At 64.2% G+C, this 23,234-nt stretch carries 15 protein-coding genes; 5 read left to right on the forward strand and 10 right to left on the reverse strand.

All coding sequences use genetic code 11. From position 1 onward, the window contains the following. Window positions 1–78: 78 nt before the first annotated feature. The 8 genes from CCR98_RS14890 to CCR98_RS14925 form a co-directional block, all read right to left on the reverse strand. Window positions 79–8,367, reverse strand: coding sequence for a host specificity factor TipJ family phage tail protein (locus tag CCR98_RS14890; RefSeq protein ID WP_087923216.1), 8,289 nt, complete (start codon window positions 8,365–8,367; stop codon window positions 79–81). Then, complete coding sequence (locus CCR98_RS14895) at window positions 8,358–8,753, reverse strand: hypothetical protein (protein ID WP_087923217.1); 396 nt, start codon at window positions 8,751–8,753, stop codon at window positions 8,358–8,360. The genes CCR98_RS14890 and CCR98_RS14895 overlap by 10 nt, the downstream gene beginning before the upstream one ends. Then, window positions 8,753–9,214: a DUF1833 family protein gene (locus CCR98_RS14900; RefSeq protein WP_014037987.1), complete on the reverse strand. Its 462-nt coding sequence runs from the start codon at window positions 9,212–9,214 to the stop codon at window positions 8,753–8,755. Before CCR98_RS14900 ends, CCR98_RS14895 begins: the two co-directional genes overlap by 1 nt. Further along, window positions 9,211–9,564 (reverse strand): hypothetical protein, encoded by a 354-nt coding sequence (locus tag CCR98_RS14905; RefSeq protein ID WP_014037988.1) that lies wholly within the window; start codon window positions 9,562–9,564, stop codon window positions 9,211–9,213. The genes CCR98_RS14900 and CCR98_RS14905 overlap by 4 nt, the downstream gene beginning before the upstream one ends. Further along, the gene (locus CCR98_RS14910) at window positions 9,561–11,894 is read right to left on the reverse strand and encodes a phage tail tape measure C-terminal domain-containing protein (protein WP_087923218.1); all 2,334 of its coding nucleotides are present in this window, start codon (window positions 11,892–11,894) and stop codon (window positions 9,561–9,563) included. The genes CCR98_RS14905 and CCR98_RS14910 overlap by 4 nt, the downstream gene beginning before the upstream one ends. Before the next feature lie 94 nt (window positions 11,895–11,988). Beyond that, window positions 11,989–12,231: a hypothetical protein gene (locus tag CCR98_RS14915; protein WP_232463034.1), complete on the reverse strand. Its 243-nt coding sequence runs from the start codon at window positions 12,229–12,231 to the stop codon at window positions 11,989–11,991. An 80-nt stretch (window positions 12,232–12,311) separates the two neighbouring features. Beyond that, window positions 12,312–12,656: a hypothetical protein gene (locus CCR98_RS14920; protein ID WP_087923220.1), complete on the reverse strand. Its 345-nt coding sequence runs from the start codon at window positions 12,654–12,656 to the stop codon at window positions 12,312–12,314. Further along, window positions 12,656–13,114, reverse strand: coding sequence for a hypothetical protein (locus CCR98_RS14925; protein WP_014037992.1), 459 nt, complete (start codon window positions 13,112–13,114; stop codon window positions 12,656–12,658). Before CCR98_RS14925 ends, CCR98_RS14920 begins: the two co-directional genes overlap by 1 nt. A gap of 365 nt (window positions 13,115–13,479) precedes the next feature. Here CCR98_RS14925 and CCR98_RS14930 point away from each other — a divergent pair, with 365 nt between their 5' ends. From CCR98_RS14930 to CCR98_RS21210, 3 genes are read left to right on the forward strand one after another with little or no spacing between them, the layout of a single operon-like run. Next, entirely contained in the window at window positions 13,480–14,151 is a 672-nt protein-coding gene (locus tag CCR98_RS14930) for a dienelactone hydrolase family protein (protein ID WP_087923221.1), read from the forward strand. Further along, window positions 14,148–14,570: an HIT family protein gene (locus tag CCR98_RS14935; protein ID WP_014037994.1), complete on the forward strand. Its 423-nt coding sequence runs from the start codon at window positions 14,148–14,150 to the stop codon at window positions 14,568–14,570. The genes CCR98_RS14930 and CCR98_RS14935 overlap by 4 nt, the downstream gene beginning before the upstream one ends. Before the next feature lie 15 nt (window positions 14,571–14,585). Continuing rightward, entirely contained in the window at window positions 14,586–14,753 is a 168-nt protein-coding gene (locus tag CCR98_RS21210) for a DUF5668 domain-containing protein (protein ID WP_005418011.1), read from the forward strand. A gap of 98 nt (window positions 14,754–14,851) precedes the next feature. Here CCR98_RS21210 and dcd read toward each other — a convergent pair whose 3' ends face one another. Then, entirely contained in the window at window positions 14,852–15,424 is a 573-nt protein-coding gene (gene dcd / locus CCR98_RS14945; RefSeq protein WP_087923222.1) for a dCTP deaminase, read from the reverse strand. 421 nt (window positions 15,425–15,845) lie between these two features. Between dcd and CCR98_RS14950 the strand changes: the two genes are divergently transcribed. Beyond that, complete coding sequence (locus CCR98_RS14950) at window positions 15,846–18,905, forward strand: TonB-dependent receptor (RefSeq protein WP_087923223.1); 3,060 nt, start codon at window positions 15,846–15,848, stop codon at window positions 18,903–18,905. 72 nt (window positions 18,906–18,977) lie between these two features. Here CCR98_RS14950 and apbC read toward each other — a convergent pair whose 3' ends face one another. After that, complete coding sequence (gene apbC / locus CCR98_RS14955) at window positions 18,978–19,832, reverse strand: iron-sulfur cluster carrier protein ApbC (RefSeq protein ID WP_042359268.1); 855 nt, start codon at window positions 19,830–19,832, stop codon at window positions 18,978–18,980. A 214-nt stretch (window positions 19,833–20,046) separates the two neighbouring features. On the opposite strand from apbC, the gene CCR98_RS14960 reads away from it, so the two are divergent. Next, on the forward strand, window positions 20,047–22,836 hold the full coding sequence (locus tag CCR98_RS14960; protein ID WP_087923224.1) for a TonB-dependent receptor: 2,790 nt from the start codon (window positions 20,047–20,049) through the stop codon (window positions 22,834–22,836). Window positions 22,837–23,234 lie beyond the last annotated feature (398 nt).

Here is a 23,234-nt window from a genome sequence, read left to right on the forward strand (position 1 = left end):
CAAAAAAAGGGGCCGCATCCACCGGCGGCCCGAACGGTTTTCATGCAAGGCACCCACCGCGACGGGCCGGCGCGCGGTTCACCACACGCCCATGCGCACACGCAGGCGCCCGGCTTCGTCATAGACCCGCCAGTTGCCATCGCTGTACTCGGTGCGGCGCCCGCCACCGGGCGCACTGACACTGAACGCATCGGCCACCACATCGAAACGCGAGACCTGACCGCTGGATGCCAGTTGCACGCCCCCTACCCGGCCATCTGCACGGACGTTGACCGACCACTGCGCGGACGACTCGGTGCCTCCAGCCGACCAGGTGGGGGGGGCGGTTGCCGACGCATCCACCTGGCTCAGCATTGGGCGGAACATCCAGAAGTACGGCGTGGTTCCACCAGTACCGATCACGATCACGCGGAAGCGAGCGAAGGATGCTGTGGCGGGCGCCTTGGTGATCAGGAACGTCCGCGTCAAGCGGTCGAGCGTGATCGGCGTTCCGGTATCGCTCCTCACGCCAGGGCTGTGCACCAGCCCCAGGTGGTTGCCGGCCGCATCGAAGAACGTCATCTCCAGCTTGACTTCCACGCGATGAGTATTGATCCAGGCGGACGCGCAATAGGTCTTGCCGCCCTCGATGGCGATGTCGTACTCGGTTCCCCACCACGCGATTTCACCTGCCGCGACGACGCCAGGTGTCACTGAGCCCAGTCCGGTGATGCCCTTCGGATGCCAGCTGTCATCGCCGGTGGGATTGCCCAGCTCGGACCAGCGGCCGTTCGGATTGCTTCCCCAGCCCCACCCCGAGCGCTGCCAGAAGGGGAACGTGGTGTTCATCAGCAGGTTGCCGCCGGCGCCCAGGTTCTTGACCTGCGCCTGCATGCTGGTCACTACGGCAGCGTCCGCCTTGCCGCCCAATGAGGCCTGCACGCCGTCGACCCGCCCGGATAGTGCGGTCAGCTGCGTACCCTGCTGGCTGACCTGGCTTTTCAGCTGCGAGAAGCCGCTGGCCGAGACGTCGCCCACCTGGGTCTTGAGCTGGGTCAGGTCACGCGCCGTGGTGTCCAGCTTGCTGCCCTGCTGGCTCACCGAGGTGCTCAGCCCACTGATGGCCGAGGCATTGGCATCGTTGGCCACCTGGTCGGTGATGTCGTAGACCTGGACGCTGTCCACCCGCACCTGGCCGTTGTCGGGGTGAGCATAGATGTTCAAACGCCAGGCATCGATGCCGCTGTTGAAAGCATCGAAGTCGAACGATCGGGTCTCGAACGCCTCTACTGCGAACACCGCACGCAGATCCTGATAGGACTGCTGGCCGGCCGCATTCTTGCGATAGATCCGCACCAGCAGATTGTTGGCACCGCCAGCACCGCAGGCGCGGACGATCACCCGCAGGCGGCGCGCGCCGTTGATCGGCACCCATTTGCCACCGTTGGCCTGCAGGGTCGGATTCACGTTCGTGTAGCGGTTGAGCAGCACACCTGGGCGTCCATCACCGTTGACCGTGCTCCACACCGCGCCATTGGCGGCCGCCGATGCCGTCCAGCCACCCAGCCCTTCGGCGAAGTCGGGATTGGGCAGCAGGCCGCTGCCGGTGTTGAGTACGCCCTTCAGCCCACTGGACAGGTCGGTGATCTGCTGAGCCTGCGCATCGACCTTCGCCCCCTGCTGATCAACCTTGGTGGTCAGCGCGGTCACTGCAGTGGCCGCGGCAGCGGCGCTCTGCCGCGCGGCGTAGGCGTCGGTGACATCGATCATGCGGATGTCGTCCACCTGCACGCGCACGCCCACTTCGCGCGCACCGCTTCCTCCCGGGATGCTGACCAGCATCCGCCACTTCGCCGCAGACGCGGCGGTATTCATGTAGCCGCTGACCTTGGTCCAGCCATCCTTGCGCAGGGAGGCCAGTGCGTAAGCCTGCAAGGGCCACGAATTCTCCGCGTTGGCTTCGTTCGTGGTCTGCCAGCCCACCCGGATCGAGCCACCGGTCGGCTGGATGCTGTCTGGATGCAGGCGTGCGTAGTACTCCACGTAGATGCGGCGATTGCCGGTGATGGGGGTCCACTGCCCGAGATACAGGTCCGCATTGGTGTTCGGGCTGGTATTGGCCGCAACATTCACATCCAGACCACGCTCACCGGTCCGGCGAGCATCGGCGCGGGCGGTGTAGATCGTGCCCGCCGCACTGCCCAGCAGCTGGCCATCCTGGAACGTTTCGAACCCACCCAGCGGGAACAGGCTGTCGCTGCCATTGAGGACCGATTGCACGTCCGACTGCAGCTTGACCACATTGGACGCACTACTGGTGACACGATCGCCAAGCTGCACCACGTCGCTGCGCAGGTTGGCGATGGCCGTCGCGTTGCCCGCGATGTCCTGCGCATCGGTGATGTCGTAGAGCTCGATCCGGTCAAACAGCACTTTGCCGCCGGCGTTGGTCAGATGCACCTGCGGCATGATCTCGTTGCGATCCTGCGCGGCAGACCATTCGGCAGAGTAGGTTTTCCAGGCCGCATCGGACAGGTTCAGCGTCACGTCGGCGTGGCTTTCACTCACCCCGCTGGTCCGCACGCGCAGCCGGCAGACCAGGGTGGCCGTCGCATTGTCGAAGGCGCGGGCGATCATCACCAGGCGGTACCGCCGCGACCTGCCGGCAACCACCGGCAACCAGCGCGCATCATTGGCCGTGATGAAGGGGTTCTGCCCGGCCTGGGGACCGTGTGTCATCAACAGTGCGTCACCACTCTGGCCCGATGCTTTCACCCACTCCACGGTGTTGGCCGACACGGTACGGGTCAACGTCCACCAGGCGGCACTGCCAGCGAAGGAGCTGTTGCGCAGCACGTTGTCGCTGCTGGTCACCGAGGTCTCCACGCGCGCGGCCAGGCTGGTCAGGCTGTCGGCCGCTGACACCAGGTCGGTACCGAGCTTGCTGACGTCGGTGCGCAGCCCAGTCAATGCTTCCGCATTGCTCCGCGCCGTACGATCGAGCATCGACGAATCCTGCGATCCGGTCGGCACGCCATTGAGCACGGTGACGGTCATTTCCACCCACATGCCGGTACGGCCGGTCTCCGGCAAGGGCGACAGGATCTGCCTGCCACCGCCGGCACCGCTCCTGCGCCGCCCGATCATCACCAGCATCCGCGACCCCGACAGGGCCGCCAGGTTCTCCTGTGACAGGCCCGCGTCCAGCAGGCGGGTGCGCAGCCCACTGGTGTCGGTGTTGCTGGCGCTGCTGATCGCCCCCACTGCATCGGACGTATAGGCAATGAAGTACTGATTGTCCTTCAGTGTCTGGTCGTACCAGGTGTTGAAACGGGCCGACTCGCTCTGCAGGTTGCCATGGGTATCGAACACCGCCGTATCGGTGATGCTGTTGTCCGCATTGATGATGCCGACCCGCAGCCCCCGGTTGGCGCCCATGCCCGGCACGATGCTGCCATTGGCGCGGTATACACCCGATGCGCGGGGGCCACCCGTGGGCGAGGACGCGATATGTGCGTTGGCGATGATGTTGTAGGCCACCATGTTGCCGATGCCCGAGGCCAGCCGCGTGACGTTCTCGGCGGCACTGGCCAGCTTGCCATCGATCTGTTCCACCTTGGTCGACAGGCCGCTGACCGCCGTAGCGTTCGCGTCGACATCGGTTACATCCTCCACCCACAGATCGTCCAGCCACAACGTGCCGGCCGTACCGTTGCGATTGATCGTGACTCTGATGCCCTGCACCGTGCCCGTGGGCGGCAACGTCACGAAGGTCTCGGTCTTGACCCAGTCGGCCGATTTCGGGAACGACTGCGTTGCACCGCCCATCAGGTTGCCGTTGTGGTCGGCGACGCGCAGCTTGGTGTTGTCGGCGGTGCCGTCGAAGTCCTCGCTGGTCCGCGTCCAGCACGACACTCGATAGCGACGGCCGGCGGTCAGGGTGATGACGCGCCCCTCATTGACCGCGGCGCTGACCACCGTATTGCTTCCCGCTGCGTAGGGCTCCGCCTTCCAGCACAGACTGTTGCCGCGCCCCTCGCGCACCACCGATGCTGCGGTGGTGTTGAAGAACGTCCAGCCGGTGCCAGCGCCCAGGTTGAAGTCGCCATTGAGCGCGAGGTTGCTACCCGCGCCCATCACCGCTTCCATGCGACTCTTCAGTTGCACCAGGTCCTGGCTGCTGCTGGTAACCCTGCCATCGAGCTGCCCGACTTCGGTCTTCAACGCATTGAAGGCGCTGGATCCGATCTTGTCCCCCATCGTGGCATCAAGGCTGTCCACGCGCCGACCCAGCGCGGTGTCAGCGGTCACCATCGCCTGCTGCAGGCTGCTGACACTGGCACTGGTGGCCAGCGCACCGGTGCCTGCCGGCATGCGTGCCTGGAGTGCCTGGATCGACTGCGCGTTGACCTGGTCGCCGCTCAGCCGTGCGGTTTTCTCGGCCGCGATCAGGCCCTGGCTGACCCCCGCCAGTTCACCGCCCTCGTAGCTGCCGCGCAACTGCACGGCCAGCGACTCGCGCCGGCCCGCTTCGGTGCTGTCTGCCGCTACGCGTGCAGTGGCTTCCTCCTGCAGCATGGCCACCGACGCACCCGGCGTCGGGCGACCGATCGCCACCCAGTCCAGCAGGAAGTAGTGGGCGTCGGTCTGCGCCTTGGACAGGTCCAGGCGGATCTGGTCGACGACGGTACCGTTCCATGGAATGTTGTCCACATCCAGCGTCGCGATGCCGTTGCTGTCATAGCTTGGCTCCGCGAACTGCACCATGCGTGCGTTGTCCCACGACTGGCCGGGACCGTTCCACAGCAGGCGCCCGTCCCAGGCAGGACTGCCCACCTTGCGGATGCGCAGCTTGACGAAGCGATGCGCCGCGCCTTGGACATCCTGGCCGCGCGGGCTGGTCACGAAGGCATCGCTGGCATGGTTGGCCGGGCGCAGCCAGCCCTCCACCAGCGTTGGACTGCCACCGTTTGCCCCCCACCCTTCGACGCTGCTGTCGAAGTACCAGATGCGCTTGCTGTCGAACTGCACGCCACTGCCCGCCGACAGCTGGCTTACCATGCGGGTGAGGTTCTCCACATCCGACCGGCGTTCGCTGGTTTCGCGGGTCACCGCCGTGGTCAGCTCGGTGCGGGTATTCAGATCGCCGGCGGCGCGGTCCAGCACTTCGCGTGCAAGGCCATCGGTGCTGGCCTTGAGCGCCAGGGCCTGCTGGTCCAGCCGTTCGGCCTGGCCGGCAAGCCGTTGGGCGCTGGCGGTGATCTGATCCTGCAGGCGCAGCGATTCGCTACGCAGCGCCTCGGCGGCACGGGTGGCGGCGGCCAGGTCGCTGTCAATGCGGGCGTTGATTTCCTTGCCCAGGTCCTCCTTGACCGATTCGACCACACCGCCGATTCCCTCCAGCGTCTGCCCGGTGTTGCGCCCCAGCGAGCGCCGCAGGTAGCGGGCACCGACGGACAGCACGCCGGCGGTGTTGCGGCTGCGACAGGCAAACGTCCAGCTGCCCGCCTCCGGCAGTACGGCTTCGATTGCGGAGGTGAAGAAGCCACCGGCATCGCCCAGCGGGGTCATGTGCTCCCACAACGGGTTGTCGATGCTGCCGGCGGTATAGCGGATCTCCACGCCGGCGAAATCAGCCGACTGCACGGTGTCGCTGGAGAAGCCCCACACATAGCGGCGCACGCCACCGCTGAGCTCTTCGATGTCGAACAGATCGACCAGGACCGGCGGCGCATCAGCACCCAGCGTGGTGTACTGGGTGGACACGGCAACGCCGGCACGGCCATCGAGGCTGTACGGACGAACGACCACCGGATAGGTGCCCGCTCCGGGAATCGCCCAGCTCGCCGACCGCGTGCTGGTGCGTGCCACTTCCTCCAGCGCAGCATTGCCGTCTGGATCGGACAGGACCCGCGTTTCGCCGGCCGGGCCACTGATATCGAAGCTGGCCTGCAGTTCGGTGTGCATGCTGCCGCCCCGGCTGACCTGGCGCTCGACCACCTTCAGATTGCTGGCCACCGGCCGGGTCTGCAGCGAGGATTCATTCGACGGCGGCACATACTGGCCGGTCCGCACGTAGTGCCAGAACTCGGGCCCCTCCTGCACCACCTCCACTGCGGCGCCCTTCAGGTCGCCTTCCGGGCGGATGCCGGTCACGCGCACGCGGGTACCCGGCGTCTGCTTGAAGTCGTAGATCCAGATCGTGTCGTGTGCAGGATTGCCGTCGTTGTGGCCCGGCAGCGGTGCATCTGCCGGCCAAGGATCGGCCAGCACCAGCCTGTCACTTGGCTCCGTGCCCGGAACCACGCGCAGTACGCGGTAGACACGCTCGCCTGGAATGCGCAGGCCGATGAACGCACTGCCCAGAGAGGGTGCCGGGACCGTCTCGTCCAGTTGCAGCGTGGCAACGCCTGCAGCGTCGACGGCGGCACCGATCAGGCGGCCACCGAAGCCCCACTGGGTCAGGTCGTGCTGCAACGCCAGCACCGACAGCCGCGAGTAGGCCAGGTGTTCGATGTCGGTGCTGTAACTGATCGACTTGTACTGATAGACGCTCTGCGCCAGATGCCAACGCGCCAGCATCGCGGCATGGGCTTCGGAGCTGACGCCCTCACCGGTGATCTTGGCTGGATTCAGCATCACCTCCACGCCCGGCGCCGGCACGCGCAGTGTCGCCGCCTTCCAGGTGCGACGGTCCAGATAGCTGTACTCGATGCCGTCGGCAGCATTGGCCAGGGTGTAGTCAACCTGGAACTGGCCCTTCTTGATCGTGGCCATGTTGACCACGCCGGAAAGGGGCTGCTCGTCGGCCGCCCAGGCCACGCCCAGCCGCCCCTTGGCCCAGGTCACCTGGCCGAAGCCGGCCAGCGCGATGGCGTCGAGCACTGCCTGGTGGCTGCGTACCTCGGTCAGCCAGTAGTCGTAGCCCAGCGCGTTGTCCGCGCAGTGCAGCATGAAGGCTTTCAGGCTTTCGATATCGATGCGCCGATCGGCCATGCCCAGGCCGGCGATGCGCTTGCCGTTCTCATCATGGATGCCACGGGCGTAGGCCAGGATCTGCGCGCCCGGGTTGCTGGTTTCCTCGGTCACCCAGCCGGCTGCTTCGCCCTTCCACACAGGAATCGGCCGCGCATGGGCCACGCAGCGGATTTCATCCGGGGTGCCATTGAGCTGGCCGGACGCCTTCATCTGCAGGCCGATGGCAGGAATGCCAGCATGGCTGGCGTCGTCGCGCTGCACGCTGACCAGCGTGGTCCAGGTGAAATTAGCCTGCGCGCCACTGCCATCGGTGTTCTGCCCGGCCACGCGTACGCGCACGTCGTACTGGCCCAGCTCCACGTCGCGGCCGTAGCTGACGCGACGCGCCTTCTGCGTGCGTCCCACTACGCTGTAATTGCCGAACGACTGCCAGGCATCGGAGCCGACCGGCCGGTACTGGATCTGGATCTGCTCGCGGTTGTCCTTGTCCTTGCCCTTGGACGTGGTATCCCACAGCCGGAACTCGATGTTCACCTGCAGGCGCAGAGATTCAGCGGAACTGGTGCGTTCCACCCATGGGCTGGCCATGTGCTTGGCATCGCTGCCGGTATCGAGCAGCTGCGCACCTTCAATCACATCGGCGTTGCTGTACAGCGGAATCGCTTCGTCGGGCATCCGCGGGAAGCCGCGGAACCAGGTGCGCACGCCCTCGTAGCTGGACAACGCCGAATCACCGTTCTGCAGGGCCTCTACACGGCCAACGTTGATGCCCGGGCTGAGGGTCAGGCCGACGTACTGCTCATCGCCTTCGAACCAGGTATAGGGGCGGCTGATCAGGTCCGGCGCGAGGCGCGTGGAACCGAACAGCAGGCCCAGCGGTTCATAGGCGCGCACACGGTTGCGCGGCGCTGCCAGCGAATACGCAGTGTCGGCGACACCGCCGCCACCACCCGCACGGGGAGGCTTCGGGCCCAGCACCTTGTTGATCAGCACGCTACCGGCTACGTATACCGCCGACGCCAGCGCGGTACCGTAGGTGGCGCTGAGCCCCGCAACGGCGCCTGCCCCCCAGGCGGAACCGGCCACCAGCGTGCCGATGCCGAAGGTGAAATAGGTCAGCGCGATCATCGCCACCAGCGGAATCACTGCCTTGCCCACCACGCTGCGCACTTCGATCAGCTGGCCATGGCGCGGTCGCACCTGCATCCACTGCTCGCGCGGCACCTCCAGCCCGTCCACGCAGACCTGCCATGCGCGGCCATCGAGCCCGTCTACATGGCGCATGAGGAACGCGTACAGGCTTTCACCCGGGCGCAGGTCGACCGGCACGTTGCGCTGGCCATCCAGCAGCACTGGGTGCGGGGTGATGATGAGGCGGCCGTCGACCGCCGGTTGTGGTGTCAGTTCCATGCGTAGTATCCCTCGATCCTCAGCCCAAATCCGGGCAGGTCACGAACGCGGTGCAGCACGCTGCAGCCGTTCGTTTCGTTGCTGTGCAAGACCCAGCCCTCATGGGCCAGGAAAAAGAAAACCCCGGCATGGCCGGGGTTGTGTTGTCCGCGTTCGATCATCAGTACCAGGTCGCCGTCCTGTGGAGGGCCCTCGCGAGGTACCGCCTGCGCGCGCGACAATGCGCCCAGCTCGGCCGAGCCGCGCCGCCCGCGCGGCCGGCGTCCGGGCAGTGCCACTTCACGGGCGAACAGCGCTCGCTGCACCTGCATCACCAGGTCGGCGCAGTCGTACGCCGCTTCGTCATAGGGGATGCCCACCCATTGCTCGACGTCGACCAGGCGCATCAGAAAATTCCCGGCAACGTGAACGGATTGGCATGCAGCAGCACGGCCTGCTGCCGCATCAGGAAGTCGACACCACACTGGGCACTGACCGTGCGCGTGTTGACCGACACCTGGGTCATCGGCAGGTCGTACTCGGCCTCGATGGCATCCGGATCGGCGCGATCGGTCAGCATCAACCGTGCGGTCACCATCTCTCCGGGGGCCAGCCCTTCCAGGTCCTCGGTGAGTGCGCGGCCGATGTTGTCGATCACCAGCTGCGCGCGCGGTGCCTGTCCACTGACATCGTCGGGAAGCTGGAAGCCGAACGGTGCGGCAATGAACTCCCTGCCGTTGCTGGTCCAGTTGACGTTGTCGTTGACGATCCGCAGTACCTCCGGCATCGACGGTGCCGACACTTCCAGCAGCATCAGCGGTCCCTGGGTGTCGGCCAGGCGCTGGCGGCGCTCATGGAACGAACTCATCGCATGTACTCCAGTACAAGATCGCGCTTGGAGAAGCGGAACCGGGTGTTCAGTGGCACCAGGCGGCCGATGCCCTGCGGGAAGCGGGCGCTGATCGGCTGCCCGGTCCGCGGGTGCTCCATCGTGAACCAGCCGACGCGACCGACATCGTGCAGGTACCACTCTTCGAATGCCTCGGCGTCAGCCGCGGTGCGGAACTGCACCGAGGCGTACACGTTCTTCATCACCCGGCTGTTGAGCGCGCGCATCTTGCTGGGGCCGCGCTCCATCTCGGTCCGCTCTTCCGAAGCGACGATCTCCTCGCCGTAATCCGCAAAGCGGATTTCTGCATACTCTGGCCAACTGCTCATCCCACTGCCTCCGTCCATCCGTATCGGGCCCGTCCAATGGCGCCCAGCTCACCACCGTTGAGGCTGTCGCCCACGATGTCGATCACCAGTCGCCGCACTTCGCTGCCATCGGGCATGCGCTGTCGCTCTTCCCGGGTGTTGACCCGGCTTTCGCCGTAGTTGTTGATTTCCACATTCATCCCACCCTCGCCGGCACGGGCGATCGGCACCTGCACGTATCCTCCGCTGTCACCACCGGGCAGGCCGTTGCCGCTTCGCAGCGACGTGCGCAGGGCAAAGAATGCCGATGGGCCACCGAGCGCGGCCATGTCTTCCTGGCTGAGTACGCCCTCGCCCTTGTGGACGATGCCGGCCGGCTCGTACTTACCCCCCGGGCCGGTGTAGCCGCCGGCGGAATACACTATGTCGATGGCCTCTCTCTTCACTGGGCCAATCTGCTGGTTGAAGAACGTGTTGAAGATGCCCACGATCGCCTGCTTGGCGGCAATCCTTGCCAGATCAGCGATGATGGAATTGGCCATCGTCGAGAACGACAGCTTTCCAGTCTGGGCAAACCTCACCAGACTCTCCTCCATGCCCGAGAACATGTTGGTGAACAGCCCACCACTGGCCTCGGCCAGATTGGCCGCACCCGCTGCATAGTCTTCGAATGCCTTGGTGGCGCCGGCACTCCAATCGGATTCAAGCGCCTGCTTCGCCTGCTGGAAATCAGCCTCACGCTGCAACGACTCCGCATGGAATGCGTCCAGTTCGGCGAGCTTGCTCTTGTAACCGGCCGACTCGATGACCTTGCCGTCTTCTCCACGTGACTCGTCGTCCAGCGCACGCTTTCGATTCTCCCGGTCCTCATCCAGCGCGGAACGGCGGTGCATGCGATCCACGCTCGCGGCGCCATGGCCGATGCCGAACAGTGCCTGGTCGTTGCCGCGCTGCTGTGCATCCGCCGCCTGCTGGAGCTCCCGCTGCAGCTTCAGCAGGTCCTGCTGGGCTTTCTTCGACGCTTCAGCGGCTGCCGCTTCCTTGGCCAGGGCCACGGCGGCGTCCAGCGAGGCCTTCACCCGCAGTTGCTTCTGCTCGCTGAGCTTCTTCTCGGCATGCTCCATCTCATCAAGGACGGTGACCTGCAGCTTTTCCGCCTCTGTCATCCCCTCCTTCAGCTTCTGGCGCACCCGGTCCTGGGCGATCTGCTTCTCGATGCGATCCATCAGCCCGGCGTACGCATCAGCCTGCTCGTTCACGCCCCTGACCGACTGCTGGGCAGCCTGCTGCTGTTCGCGGAACTGGGCCTTGCGTTCGATGTCGGCCTTCTTGCGCGCGGCGTCCCTGTTGAACTCGGCGCGCTGGGCCGGGTTCATCTTGTCCGGGCCACCGTTGGCGTTGATCTCCGCACCGCGCTCAGCCATCCAGGCCGCATATTCGCCACGGGTCAGCCGGATCCACTCGACCTCGTCCCGCCACGCTTCTCCGCGCATGCTGCCCAGCATGCCCGAGATCGCCGAACCGGCCTGCAGCGCCTCCCAGCGTGCCGACCCCAACTCAGCCTTGAACTGGGCCAGGGTTTGGTTGTCGAGATTGTTGACGGCATCCTGGATCCGCTTGAACAGCTCTGGATCCACAGAGTTGCGGATCTGTTCCTGCAGTGCCTCGAACTGGCGCCGTACAGGATCTGTCTTGCCTTCGAAATCCTGCAGGGCGTCCTTCGCGGCCTTCAGCCCTGCGTAGTCGGCCCCCGCGCTCATGCCGGCGCCTTCCCGTGCCGACTGCTGGCCGTAGGCCACGCGTCCTTCCCAATGGGTGACTGACCCTTCCAGCGCTCGCTTCTGCGCTTCGAGCTCACGCATTGCCTTTGCCTGCTCATGGAGCGCAGCGACACCGGCTTCTATCGGCAGGCTGCGATCCCGCAGACCCTTGCCGACTTCATCCATCGTGAACGACATCAGCTTCAGCGACTGCATCTGTTCGTTGAACTCGGCGCGCGCACGTTCGGACGCCTTGACCATGTCCAGATACGCTTCGCCCAGCTTCTGCACCGACGCAATGGCAATGCCCCAAGGGCCGCCGGCGGCCGTCAGCAGGCCGCTGCCCAGCTCCTTCAGGCCGCTGCCCAGCACATCGTCGCCAGCGTTGGCCTTTGCCTTTGTCCCGGCCTTGACTGCCGCGCCCTCCGGTACCGCATGCACGCGTGCCAGCGCGGCGGCCGTCCGCTCGGCCTCCGCGCGCAGTGTCTTGAGATTCTGCGTCGCCAGGCGACTGGCCTCCGCCATTGCGGCACGGAAGCCCGTCGTGTTGACCCGCAGTACTACGTCTAGATTCTGGTTAGTGGACGCCATACGCGTTCCTCCAAGAATGATGAGGGGCCCCGCAGGGCCCCAGGTTCGATTGCATGCCACGCATCGGAGAAGCACTGCCCTGCCCCGCCCGGAATCACGCCGCAGCGTTGCGTCGCGATGCGCTGCCGAACAGTTCCAGCAGCTGCTGCGAGCGCTCCTTTGCCGCCCCCTCCGGCGACGTGCGCGGCCGCACCAGCAGGAAGTCTTCGGCAGTGGTCGTATTGCCGTGCACCTGCGCCAGCACGCTGGTCAGCTGGGCTAGCATCCCCTGCAGGGGCTGGTCCAACGGCTCCAGGCGTGCGAACGCATACATCTCCGAGAGCTGGCGGGAGGTCACTCCCGCCAGCAGGTGGTCCGGATGCGGGAGGCCCAGCCTCCACGCGATCCGGAACTGAAGCCGGCGCTCAGGCCGGCGGATCAGTTTTTTTCCAGCTCTCCCACGGCCGCATCGCCGAGCGCATTGAGCGTCTGTGCGACCCGGAACACGCGATCCAGCGCCGCGGCCGATTTGGTGCCCAGCCGGGCCACCTCATGGTCGGAGAACAGGCGCTCGCCCATTTCATCGACCAGGCACAGGCCGACGAATCGCGCACGGAAGTCATCCACCTTGGGCGTGTCACCGCCGTAGGTCTCCTGCTCCCAACGATCACGGTCACGGGCCGACATCATCGCCACGCGCACGCTGCCACCCCATTCGGGTACGGCGACGTCCTCGTGCCGGCGATCCTGTGCGTCCAGGATCTGCTGCTTGCCCAACAGCATCACGGGGTGCCGCCAGCGGCCACGGTGACCAGCGCGAACTCACGCGGCAGCAGGTCCGCAGTGAACGTCAGCACCTGGTTGGTACCCGGGGCCACGTTGAAGGCGGCGACCTTGGCGACGAAGGTGGCCGCATCGCCGGTGGGCAGCACCATCAGGAAATGCAGGTCGGCATCCGGATCGGCGTCGCGCAGGATCTCCTGGCCTGCCGAGCTGCCGACCGGCCAGCGGTGGCCGGACACCTGCACGGCCTGGCCGCCGGACAGGCCCGCGATGTTCTCCATCTGCTTCGAACGCAGGTTGGTGGCATCAAGGGTGTTGGCCTGGCCGCGGCCGAACGGGAAGGCAGTCAGGCCGTCGATTTCGGTATAGCCGGCCGGATTGTTCGGCGCGGTCGGGGCGGTGCCGGCCTTCACGTACAGCGCGGAGTCCTGGGCGGAAATGGCTTGATTGATGGACATGGTGTTGAATCTCCTGGAAATGAAAAAGCCGCCTTGCGGCGGCCGGGGTTCGGGGTGATCAGGCTCGGGGCTGCCTGCAGTGGGTCATCGTGGCTGGCCCGTCACAGCCACCGGTTGCGCGTTGCGATCGGCAACACGCGGACAACAAAAAAGCCCCCGGCTCGCGCCGGAGGCTTGTATGTCATCGTGGCTGAAAGCTTAGGCTGCGGGTGTGCACCGGTCAATGCAGAAACAGCCCTCTGCACCGCCTCGGGAACGAACTACCGCAAGCCCGCAGCCGCCCGATCCGGCACAGCCGCTGACGCCACGCTAACCGGCGCAGCACCGACAATGCAGCTCTGTTCCCAGCAACGAGGAAGACGACGATGGCCGAGTGGATCACCCTGGATACGCATCACGGCCCGGTACGGGCCTGGCAGGCCCTGCCGGAAGGCACCGCGCGCGGTGGCCTGGTGGTGGTGCAGGAAATCTTCGGCGCCAATCCGCACATCCGCAGCGTGGCCGAGCGCTTCGCAGCCGAAGGCTATGCGGTGCTGGCGCCTTCCTTCTTCGACCTCGTCGATGGGCCCGACGCCGACCCGGATGCCCTGCCCTACGACGCCGAGGGCGTGAAGCAGGGTCTGGAACGGGTCGGCGCGCTGGGCATGGAGCGGGCGCTGGAGGTGGTGCGGGCCGCGGCAACCCGGCTGGCGCCGCAGGGCAAGGTCGGCACCGTCGGCTACTGCTGGGGCGGCACGGTGGCGATGCTGTCCGCAGTGCGCCTGGGGCTGCCGTCGGTCAGCTACTACGGCGCGCGCAACGTGCAGTTCCTCGACGAGGTGCCCAAGGCCCCGGTGATCTTCCACCTCGGCGCCCAGGACCGCAGCATCCCGCCGGAAGCGGTCCAGGCCCACCGTGAGAAGCTGCCGCAGATGGCCACCTACGTCTATCCAGCCGATCACGCCTTCAACCGGGAGGTCGGACATGCGTATGATCCAGACAGCGCCGCCCTGGCGCTGCAACGCACCCTGGACTTCTTCTCGGAGCATCTTGGATGAGCGAATTCGAACTCGATTCACGCCTGGCCACCGATAGCGTGCTGGTGGCGGAAGGACCGTTGTCGCAAGTGCGGCTGATGAACGACGAACGATTCCCCTGGCTGGTGCTGGTACCGCGCCTGGCCGGGGTAACCGAGTGGATCGAGCTGGACGGCGAGCAGCAGGACAAGCTGCGCACCGAGCTCAACCGCGCCTGCAAGGCCCTGAAGGGCTCCGACGGGGTGGAAAAGATCAACATCGGGGCGCTGGGCAACATCGTGCGCCAGCTGCACTTCCATGTCATCGGCCGCCATGACGGTGATCCGGCCTGGCCGGGCCCGGTCTGGGGCAGCGGCCCGGCGCACCGTTACGAGCCGGCGGCGCTGGACCAGCATGTCGCCTACTGGAAGGAAAGGCTAGGATATCCGGCCCAGTCCTGAGCCTTCGCCGACCCGATGCGATTCAACCTCGTTGCCGCCGTCCTGCTGATCCTGATCGGCCTGTTCATGCTCGCCAGCAATCTCGGCTGGACGCACCTGAACCTGTCCAAGCTGCTGTTGACCTGGTGGCCGGTGGCCCTGGTGGGTGTCGGCATCGCGATGCTGTTCGGTCGCGGGAAATGAGGTAGCGCCGGGCCATGCCCGGCGAGCGCAGCGCGCGGCCCCACAAACGGAAACGCCGGGCATGGCCCGGCGCTACCGATACGCGCTGACGCAGGCAGTCAGGTCCGCGGCAGGGTCACGCCGGTCTGGCCCTGGTACTTGCCGCCACGGTCACGGTACGACGTCTCGCAGATGTCATCGGCGGCCGCCTGGAAGAACAGCATCTGCGCCACGCCTTCGTTGGCGTAGATGCGCGCCGGCAGTGGCGTGGTGTTGCTGAATTCCAGGGTGACGTGGCCTTCCCACTCCGGCTCGAGCGGCGTCACGTTGACGATGATGCCGCAGCGCGCGTAGGTACTCTTGCCCAGGCACACCACCAGGGTATCGCGCGGGATGCGGAAGTACTCGACGGTACGCGCCAGCGCGAAGCTGTTCGGCGGAATGATGCACTCGTCGGCGGTGATGTCGACGAAGCTGCCCGAGTCGAAGTGCTTGGGATCGACAATCGTCGAGTTGATGTTGGTGAACACCTTGAACTCGCGCGAGCAGCGCACGTCGTAGCCATAGCTGGACGTGCCATAGCTGACGATGCGCTGGCCGTTGGCCTGCTTCACCTGCCCGGCCTCGAACGGCTCGATCATGCCGTGCTGCTCGGACATGCGGCGGATCCAACGGTCACTCTTGATGCTCATGCTCTGTCCTGTTGAACGAGGGGGAATCCGGGCTGCACCCGAGGCGGCGATTCTACAGGCCAGCTCCGCAGCCCGGCCATGCCGTCACTCATGGCGCACAGGAACTGTGGCGCACCGCCTGGCCCCGGGAGCCGCAGTCGATGCTGAATAACAAATGAGACTGTCAGCATCAAGGAACATCACTTGCCACACGATTGTGTCAACTTCAATCGAAGCGTATCACCTGAAAAAATTCGAAACAAAAAAAATTTGTCATTTAATTCAATTAGATAAATCATTTCATGAGGCTCGCTCGATACATGAGCGCCAGATGAACATTGCAGCAATAAAAATTCATCGTTACGGTTTCATTCATCCTGAATGATTCGTTCAGGTCTGTTTGACACGCACCGATCTCCCTATGCAACCGCAAAGGAACACGATGAATCTCAACTTCAACGGCCGCACACTGAAGCGCACCGCCCTTGCGCTCGTTCTCGGTGCACTGGCCGGCACCAGCTACGCCCAGAGCACCACCGGCGATATCGTCGGCAGCGTGACTTCGGCAGACAAGATCCAGGTCAAGAGCCTGGCATCGGGTACGACGCGCGAGGTGAATGTCAGTAGCGATGGACGTTTCCGTGTTTCACAACTGCCAACCGGCACCTACGAGGTCAGCACGGTCAGCAATGGCAGCCCAACCGCGACCACCCGGGTAACCGTGGTCGCCGGCCAGTCCTCGATGGCCACCTTCGCGTCGGCATCCTCCGGCAGCGCAACGTCGCTGGAGACCGTGAACGTACGCGCACTGGGCGCGGCAAACGCCATTGATCTGGGCAGTGTCGAATCCCGCACCACATTCACCGCGGACAAGCTCAACTCCCTGCCGGTCGCCCGCGATGTCACGAGCGTCTCGCTGCTGACTCCCGGCACCGTGTCATCCAGCGGGTACTTCGGTCCCGCGTCGTTCGGTGGCGCGTCCGCGGCCGAGAACAGCTACTACGTCAATGGTTTCAACGTCACCAATCTGTATGACAGCCTCTCGTTCTCCGAGATTCCGTACCAGGCCATCGACCAGCTGGACGTTCAGACCGGTGGTTATGGCGCCAAGTACGGCTTTTCGACCGGTGGCGTGACCAGCGTCAACGTCAAGCGCGGCACCAACGAATGGAAGGGCGGATTCAGCTGGACGGGCGCTCCTGACTCACTCCGCGAAAACGAACCGGACACCTACTACAACGACGGCTCGATCTTCCGCTCCTACGACAAGAACAGCAGCAGTTCGAACGTCTACAGCGTCTGGGCTGGCGGCCCCCTGATCGAGGACAAGCTGTTCGTGTTCGCGATGGGTCAGTTCAGCAACTCCAAGACCGGCAGCTACAGCAACCGCGGATCGCAGTACACCACCAATGGTCGCCCACCGAGTGCTGCTGCGCTGTCAACGACCGGCTACGACTATGAGTCCAAGACGCCCTACTGGCTGCTGAAGGTCGATTGGTATCTCAACGAGAACAATCACCTGGAATACACCGGCTTCGACAACAGCCGTCGCTACAGCTACAACTATTTCAATGCACTCTATGACAAGCCTGACGCTGCTGGCGAACCCGCACGCACCAATGATCTCGGCGAACTGATCGGCAAGACCGGTGGTCAGACCGACATCTTCAAGTGGACCAGCTACCTGACCGAGAATCTGACAGGCTCGATCCAGTACGGCCAGATGCGCAACCGCAGCTCCGAGCACACGATCAGCCCCGATGGTGTGACCAGCTTCTATGACGGCAACATCAACAGCCCCGAAGGCGCGTGCCCATACGTGCTGGATTACCGTTCGGAAACCGGCGGCACCGGCCGTCGCATCGGTTGCGCCGTCGCCAGCACCGTAGGCATGTTCGGCGGCCGCAACGAGCGCAAAGGCGCACGTGCGGACTTCGATTGGCAGCTGGGCGACCACAAGATCGGCTTTGGCTACAGCGACGAGAAGTGGACTTCGGTGCAAGGCACTTCCTACTCCGCAGGTGCGCTCTGGTATCTGGAGGATGATTACGCCAACCGTGTGAACTTCCGGAATGGTGGTTCGATCGAGATCAAGCAGAAATCCTGGTATGTGCAGGACAACTGGCAGATCACCAACAACTTCATGTTGTACGCCGGCATCCGCAACGACTCGTTCGACAACAAGAATTCCGACGGCATCAGCTTCGTGAAGCAGGATGATATCTGGCAGCCGCGCTTCGGATTCTCGTGGGACATTCTGGGTGACGGCCGCAGCAAGCTGTTCGCATCGGCCGGACGCTACTCCCTGCCAATCGCTGCCAACGTGGCGCTTCGCGCGGCAAGCGCGTCGTACTACCTGGACCAGTACTTCACCTACGACGGCATCAACCCGAACGGCTCGCCAATCATCACTGGCAGCTACGAAGATGGTGCCTATGACAACATCGTCAACGGTGAGAGCGGCGTCACCCCGGATCCTCGCGCAGTAGCGTCCAAGGGTTTGAAGCCCTACACCCAGGATGAAGTGATCCTTGGCTACCAGCAACAGATCAACTCCTCGATCGACTTCTTCAATGATTGGACCGTTGGCATCAAGGCAACATATCGCCGTGCCAACAAGGTGATCGACGACACCTGCGATTCGCGTTCGCTCTACAACGCAGCGGTAGCCGCCGGCTATGATCTTTCCAACTGGGCCGATCCCTGGACCGTGCCGGAAGGGCTGCCGGGCTGCTGGATCTACAACCCGGGTAGCGACCTGCAGGTAACCCTGGACGTGGACGGCGATGGCAACGTTGACGACATCACCGTGCCGGGAGCAAGCCTGGGCCCGAAGGCCAAGCGCGTGTACAAGGCCGTCACCCTCAGTGCAGACAAGCAGACCGAACGCTGGTATGCCAGCTTCTCGTACACCTGGTCCAAGCTGGAAGGCAATTACGAAGGCCTGGTCAAGAGCACCAATGGCCAGGACGACACCGGCACCACGTCCGACTTCGATTTCGCCGAGATCATGTATGGTTCGGACGGCTATCTGTTCAATGACCATCGCCACAGCATCAAGCTTTATGGCGGTTTCAGGTTCACGGATGAATGGTCGGTGGGTGTGAACATGCTGGCGCAGTCCGGCGCACCAAAGAGTTGCCTTGGCGGCGGTTGGGGCAGCTTCGATACCGAGTATGGCTACTCCGGTGTGTTCCACAGCTGCGAACTCAACGGCAACCAGCCTGCTGACGATATCTCCAAGGTCGGCAGCGCGGGCCGTACCCCGTGGCAGTTCACGGTCAGCCCGAACATCACCTACACCCCGAACTGGCTGAAGGGCCTGAGCGTACAGATGTCGGTGATCAACGCCTTCAACAACATCAAACCAGTGCAGGTGTACGAAACCAAGTACGGCCGGCCGAGCTCGGCACCGACCATCCGCACCTACTACAACTACAACACGCCGAAGTATTTCAACGATCCGCGCTACGTCCGTTTCCAGGTTCAGTACGACTGGTAAGCGGACAACTCTCCAGGAAAGCTCCAAGTTGCCGCCGGCCTCGCGCCGGCGGCTTTTTATCTGTAGCTGTGCTCAGAGCAGCGACGACAGGATCGGGATCGAGGCCCGCGGGCGCTTGCCCACTTCCTCGATCAGGCGCTGTGCGGCATGGCGGTAGGCCTGGGCCGGCGCCGAATCCGGCTGGGCGACGGTGATCGGGGTGCCTGCATCGCCCTGTTCACGGATGCCGATCTGCAGCGGCAGCGACCCCAGCAGCGGCACGCCATACTGCGCGGCCATGCGCTCGCCACCGCCCTCGCCGAACAGGTGCTCGATGTGCCCGCAGCTGCTGCAGGTGTGCACCGCCATGTTCTCGACGATGCCCAGCACCGGCACCTCCACCTTCTCGAACATCTTCAGCGCCTTCTTCGCATCCAGCGTGGCGATGTCCTGCGGCGTGGTGACGATCACCGCACCGGCCAGCGGAATCTTCTGGGTCAGGGTCAGCTGGATGTCACCGGTGCCCGGCGGCAGGTCGATCAGCAGGAAATCCAGGTCGTCCCACAGGGTGTCGTTGAACAGCTGGGTCATCGCCGAGGTGGCCATCGGGCCACGCCAGATCATCGGCGTGTCCTCTTCGATCAGGTAGCCGATCGACATGGTGTCCACGCCAAAGGCACGCAACGGCTCGATGCTCTTGTTGTCCGGGCTTTCCGGGCGGCCGGACAGGCCCAGCATGGCCGGCACGCTGGGGCCATAGATGTCCGCATCGAGCACGCCCACGCGCGCGCCGAGCTGCTGCAGCGCCACGGCCAGGTTCACCGAGGTGGTGGACTTGCCGACGCCGCCCTTGCCCGAACCGACCGCGATCACGTTGCGGATGCGGGCATGCGGCGTAAGTCCCTTCTGGACCTGGCTGACATGGGGACGGCGGGGAGAACTGTTCACAACGAGCACCGGCGGGGTCAGGGGGGATAACCCGACATCATACAAGCTGGACGTAACCTGACTGAAATTCAGGATTGCGATAGATTCGTGCACAGATTGTTAAGTTCATGTTACGTTCGATAAGCACTGTTTTGAGCTGCGGAGCCGGTTGTTCCGGCCCGCGCGATGGCGCATGCGCAGTGCCGTTTTTGTTTTTGCTCTCCAATGGAACTACATGAAACACGTCAGCAATACCGCACGTCGCAACACGCTCGCCGTCGCCCTGATTTCCGCTCTGATGGCCGCCGCCCCGGCAATGGCCCAGGACAAGGCGACCAACCTGGACAAGATCACCGTCACCGGTTCGCTGATCCCGCAGACCCAGGTCGAAACCCAGACCCCGGTGATGTCCATCACCGCCGAAGACATCCAGACCCGCGGCTTCAGCAGCGTTGCTGAAGTGCTGCAGCAGTCGTCGCTCACCACCGGCGGCCTGCAGGGTGGCCAGACCTCGGGTGCGTTCACCCAGGGCGCCGAAGCCGCCGGCATGTTCGGCCTGAACCCGGGCTACACCAAGTACCTGATCAACGGCCGCCCGATGCTCTCGTATCCGGCGCTGTACAACGGCAGCGAGTCGTTCAACAACATCAGTGGCATTCCGATCGACATCGTCGAGCGCATCGAAGTCCTGCCGGGCGGCCAGTCGTCGCTGTACGGCTCGGACGCGATCGCCGGCGTGGTCAACATCATCCTGAAGGAACGCATGGACGGCGGCACGATGTCGATCCGTGGCGGCACCTACACCGAAGGTGGTGGCAGCAACATCCGCTTCAGCGCCGCCAAGGGCTTCAACGCGTTCGACGACCGCTTCCACGCGCTGGTCAACGTGCAGATCGAAAACGGCAGCCCGATCTGGGGCTACCAGCGTGACATCACCAAGCAGAACAACCCGGTCGGTTACACCGCGCAGCTGCCGTCGAACGATTTTGCCGTCATCGGCAACGCCGACAACAAGCTGTACATGATGGACCCGACCCGCTGCGCCAACGTGGCAGGCCTGTACGACGGCACCACCACCGTCGGCAAGCGTGCATCGGGTGAATCGTGCGGCTCGGTGTACAGCGCCGGCTACAAGACCCTGAAGAACGGCAAGAACAGCGGCCAGTTCTACTCGTCGATGACCTTCGACGTGAACGACAACTTCCAGCTGTTCGCCGACGTGCTGTACAGCAAGGAAAAAACCGAGTTCACCTCCGGCTCCAGCGCCCTGTGGTGGGGCACCAAGTCGGTGATGGGCGGCTTCTACGACCAGGGCCTGGGCAAGGTCGTGAACCTGCAGCGCGCCTTCGCGCCGGAAGAAATCGGCCCGGGCCACTACAACAACATCCTGAACTCCGATGAGAGCCGTTCCTACCAGGTCACCCTGGGCGGCAAGGGCATGGTCGGCGACTGGGACTACAGCGCCAGTTTCACCCGCGGCGAATACCGCCTGGACCAGAACCGCTTCGCACGCTGGAAGGACAAGATCGAAGGCTTCTTCGGCGAGACCGTGCTGGGCCCGCGCCTGGGCACCACCGCTGATGGCTTCGGCATCTACAACCCGGACTACACCGCGTTCTATTCGCCGATCACCCCCGACCAGTTCGCCAGCTTCACCGGCTATGGCACCCACCGCAGCAAGACCTGGCAGAACCTGGGTCGCGTGCAGGTGACCAACGGTTCGCTGTTCTCCCTGCCGGGCGGCGACGCCGGCCTGGCCGTCGTGCTGGAAGGCGGTAGCGAAGGTTGGGACTACTCGCCCGACCAGGCTTTCGTCGATGGCAACGCTTGGGGTGCCAGCGCCGTGGCCGGTGCCGGCCACCGCAGCAACTACGCGGTAACCAGCGAACTGCGCATGCCGGTGTTCGAATCGCTGACCATCAGCGCCTCGGGCCGCTATGACGCCTTCAAGATCGCCGACAAGACCGTCGACAAGGCCACCTACAGCATCGGCCTGGAGTACCGCCCGGTTGAAAGCCTGCTGCTGCGCGGCAAGTACGGCACCGCGTTCCGCGCGCCGACCCTGTCCGATGCCTTCCAGGGCATGAGCGGTTCGTTCGCCTCCGGCCAGAACGATTACTACCGCTGCAGCCAGATGGGTTACGCACTGCGTGACGAAGCCTGCTCGTTCTACAAGACCACCTCGGTGTACAGCGAAAAGTCCGGCAACCCGGACCTGAAGCCGATCACCGCCGACGTGTGGAGCGCAGGCGTGGTGTGGGCCCCGGTGAGCAACTTCTCGCTGTCGGTCGACTACTACAACTGGAAGATCAAGAACGAGGTCAAGACGCTGAGCACCGACCAGCTGCTGCTGGCCGAGTACCAGTGCCACAACGGCCTGCCGAACAACACCTCGGCCAGCTGCCAGAACGTGACCGACTGGGTGACCCGCGACGCCGGTGGCAACCTGACCCGCGTGTACACCCCGAAGCTCAACGTGGCCAGCCAGAACCTGGAAGCGGTGACCGTCGGTGCCAAGTACCAGCAGGACCTGGGCCGCTTCGGTTCGCTGATGTTCTCCGGCAACTACACCAACATGCTGAAGCGTGAAGTGGTGGCCCTGCCGGGTGCACAGAAGCTGGACCTGCTGAGCGATCCGTACAACATGTGGTACTACGACAACTTCGCCAAGGTCCGTGGCGACGTGTCGGTGGGCTGGGCCATCTCCAAGTTCACCACCACCGTGTACGCCAACTACGTCGGCAGCACCCCGAACTACCTGGCCTACACCGGCCGCAGCTATGACTACGTCCACTCCTCCGGCGCCAAGGCCGGCAAGTGGGGCTCGTACACCACGTACAACATGAGCCTGAACTATCAGGCGCAGGATGACCTGACCCTGTCGCTGATGGTCAACAACGTGTTCAACAAGCTGCCGGAAGGCCAGCGCTACAACTACCCGGGCAACGAATCGACCCCGTTCAACGACGGCTTCTACAGCGTCTACGGCCGTCAGATCTCGGCCCAGGTCAAGTACGACTTCTAATCCCGTCGTACTTCGGACTCCGTGTCTGGATCAGGCCCCGCTTCGGCGGGGCCTTTTTTTTGGCGGGAGGACTGCCCCCTCTCCTGCCTGACCACAGAAATGTGAACCTCAACACACAAACAGCGGAGTTCAGGGAAGTACCCACGCATCGCAACGCGTTGATTCCAAAAATAAAATTTCAGACCCGACACGCTGCCTTGCATGTCGCCACCTTTTGAAACATACCAAAACAAATGGCCTTATCCATTGATTCAGAAGCGTTTTCTTGTCTTCCAGGAGCGCCGTGATGTGACAAACCCGTGTTGGACACGTTAACGACGTGTTACGGTCGACCTGAACGGAATCACACTGAACGAATTATTAATGCGCAAGGACTGCGCCGCCAAGACATTGCTCAC

The organism is Stenotrophomonas sp. WZN-1 (assembly GCF_002192255.1).
In the GTDB taxonomy this organism is placed as follows: domain Bacteria; phylum Pseudomonadota; class Gammaproteobacteria; order Xanthomonadales; family Xanthomonadaceae; genus Stenotrophomonas.

Bases quoted from the DNA above. Each gene is read 5' to 3' on its own strand.
- CCR98_RS14930 (WP_087923221.1), top strand. From the start codon at position 13,480: ATGGCCGAGTGGATCACCCTGGATACGCATCACGGCCCGGTACGGGCC.
- CCR98_RS14925 (WP_014037992.1), bottom strand. From the start codon at position 13,114: ATGTCCATCAATCAAGCCATTTCCGCCCAGGACTCCGCGCTGTACGTG.
- CCR98_RS14900 (WP_014037987.1), bottom strand. From the start codon at position 9,214: ATGAGTTCGTTCCATGAGCGCCGCCAGCGCCTGGCCGACACCCAGGGA.
- CCR98_RS21210 (WP_005418011.1), top strand. From the start codon at position 14,586: ATGCGATTCAACCTCGTTGCCGCCGTCCTGCTGATCCTGATCGGCCTG.
- CCR98_RS14960 (WP_087923224.1), top strand. From the start codon at position 20,047: ATGAAACACGTCAGCAATACCGCACGTCGCAACACGCTCGCCGTCGCC.
- dcd (WP_087923222.1), bottom strand. From the start codon at position 15,424: ATGAGCATCAAGAGTGACCGTTGGATCCGCCGCATGTCCGAGCAGCAC.
- CCR98_RS14920 (WP_087923220.1), bottom strand. From the start codon at position 12,656: ATGCTGTTGGGCAAGCAGCAGATCCTGGACGCACAGGATCGCCGGCAC.
- CCR98_RS14910 (WP_087923218.1), bottom strand. From the start codon at position 11,894: ATGGCGTCCACTAACCAGAATCTAGACGTAGTACTGCGGGTCAACACG.
- CCR98_RS14895 (WP_087923217.1), bottom strand. From the start codon at position 8,753: ATGCGCCTGGTCGACGTCGAGCAATGGGTGGGCATCCCCTATGACGAA.
- CCR98_RS14905 (WP_014037988.1), bottom strand. From the start codon at position 9,564: ATGAGCAGTTGGCCAGAGTATGCAGAAATCCGCTTTGCGGATTACGGC.
- CCR98_RS14890 (WP_087923216.1), bottom strand. From the start codon at position 8,367: ATGGAACTGACACCACAACCGGCGGTCGACGGCCGCCTCATCATCACC.
- CCR98_RS14935 (WP_014037994.1), top strand. From the start codon at position 14,148: ATGAGCGAATTCGAACTCGATTCACGCCTGGCCACCGATAGCGTGCTG.
- CCR98_RS14950 (WP_087923223.1), top strand. From the start codon at position 15,846: ATGAATCTCAACTTCAACGGCCGCACACTGAAGCGCACCGCCCTTGCG.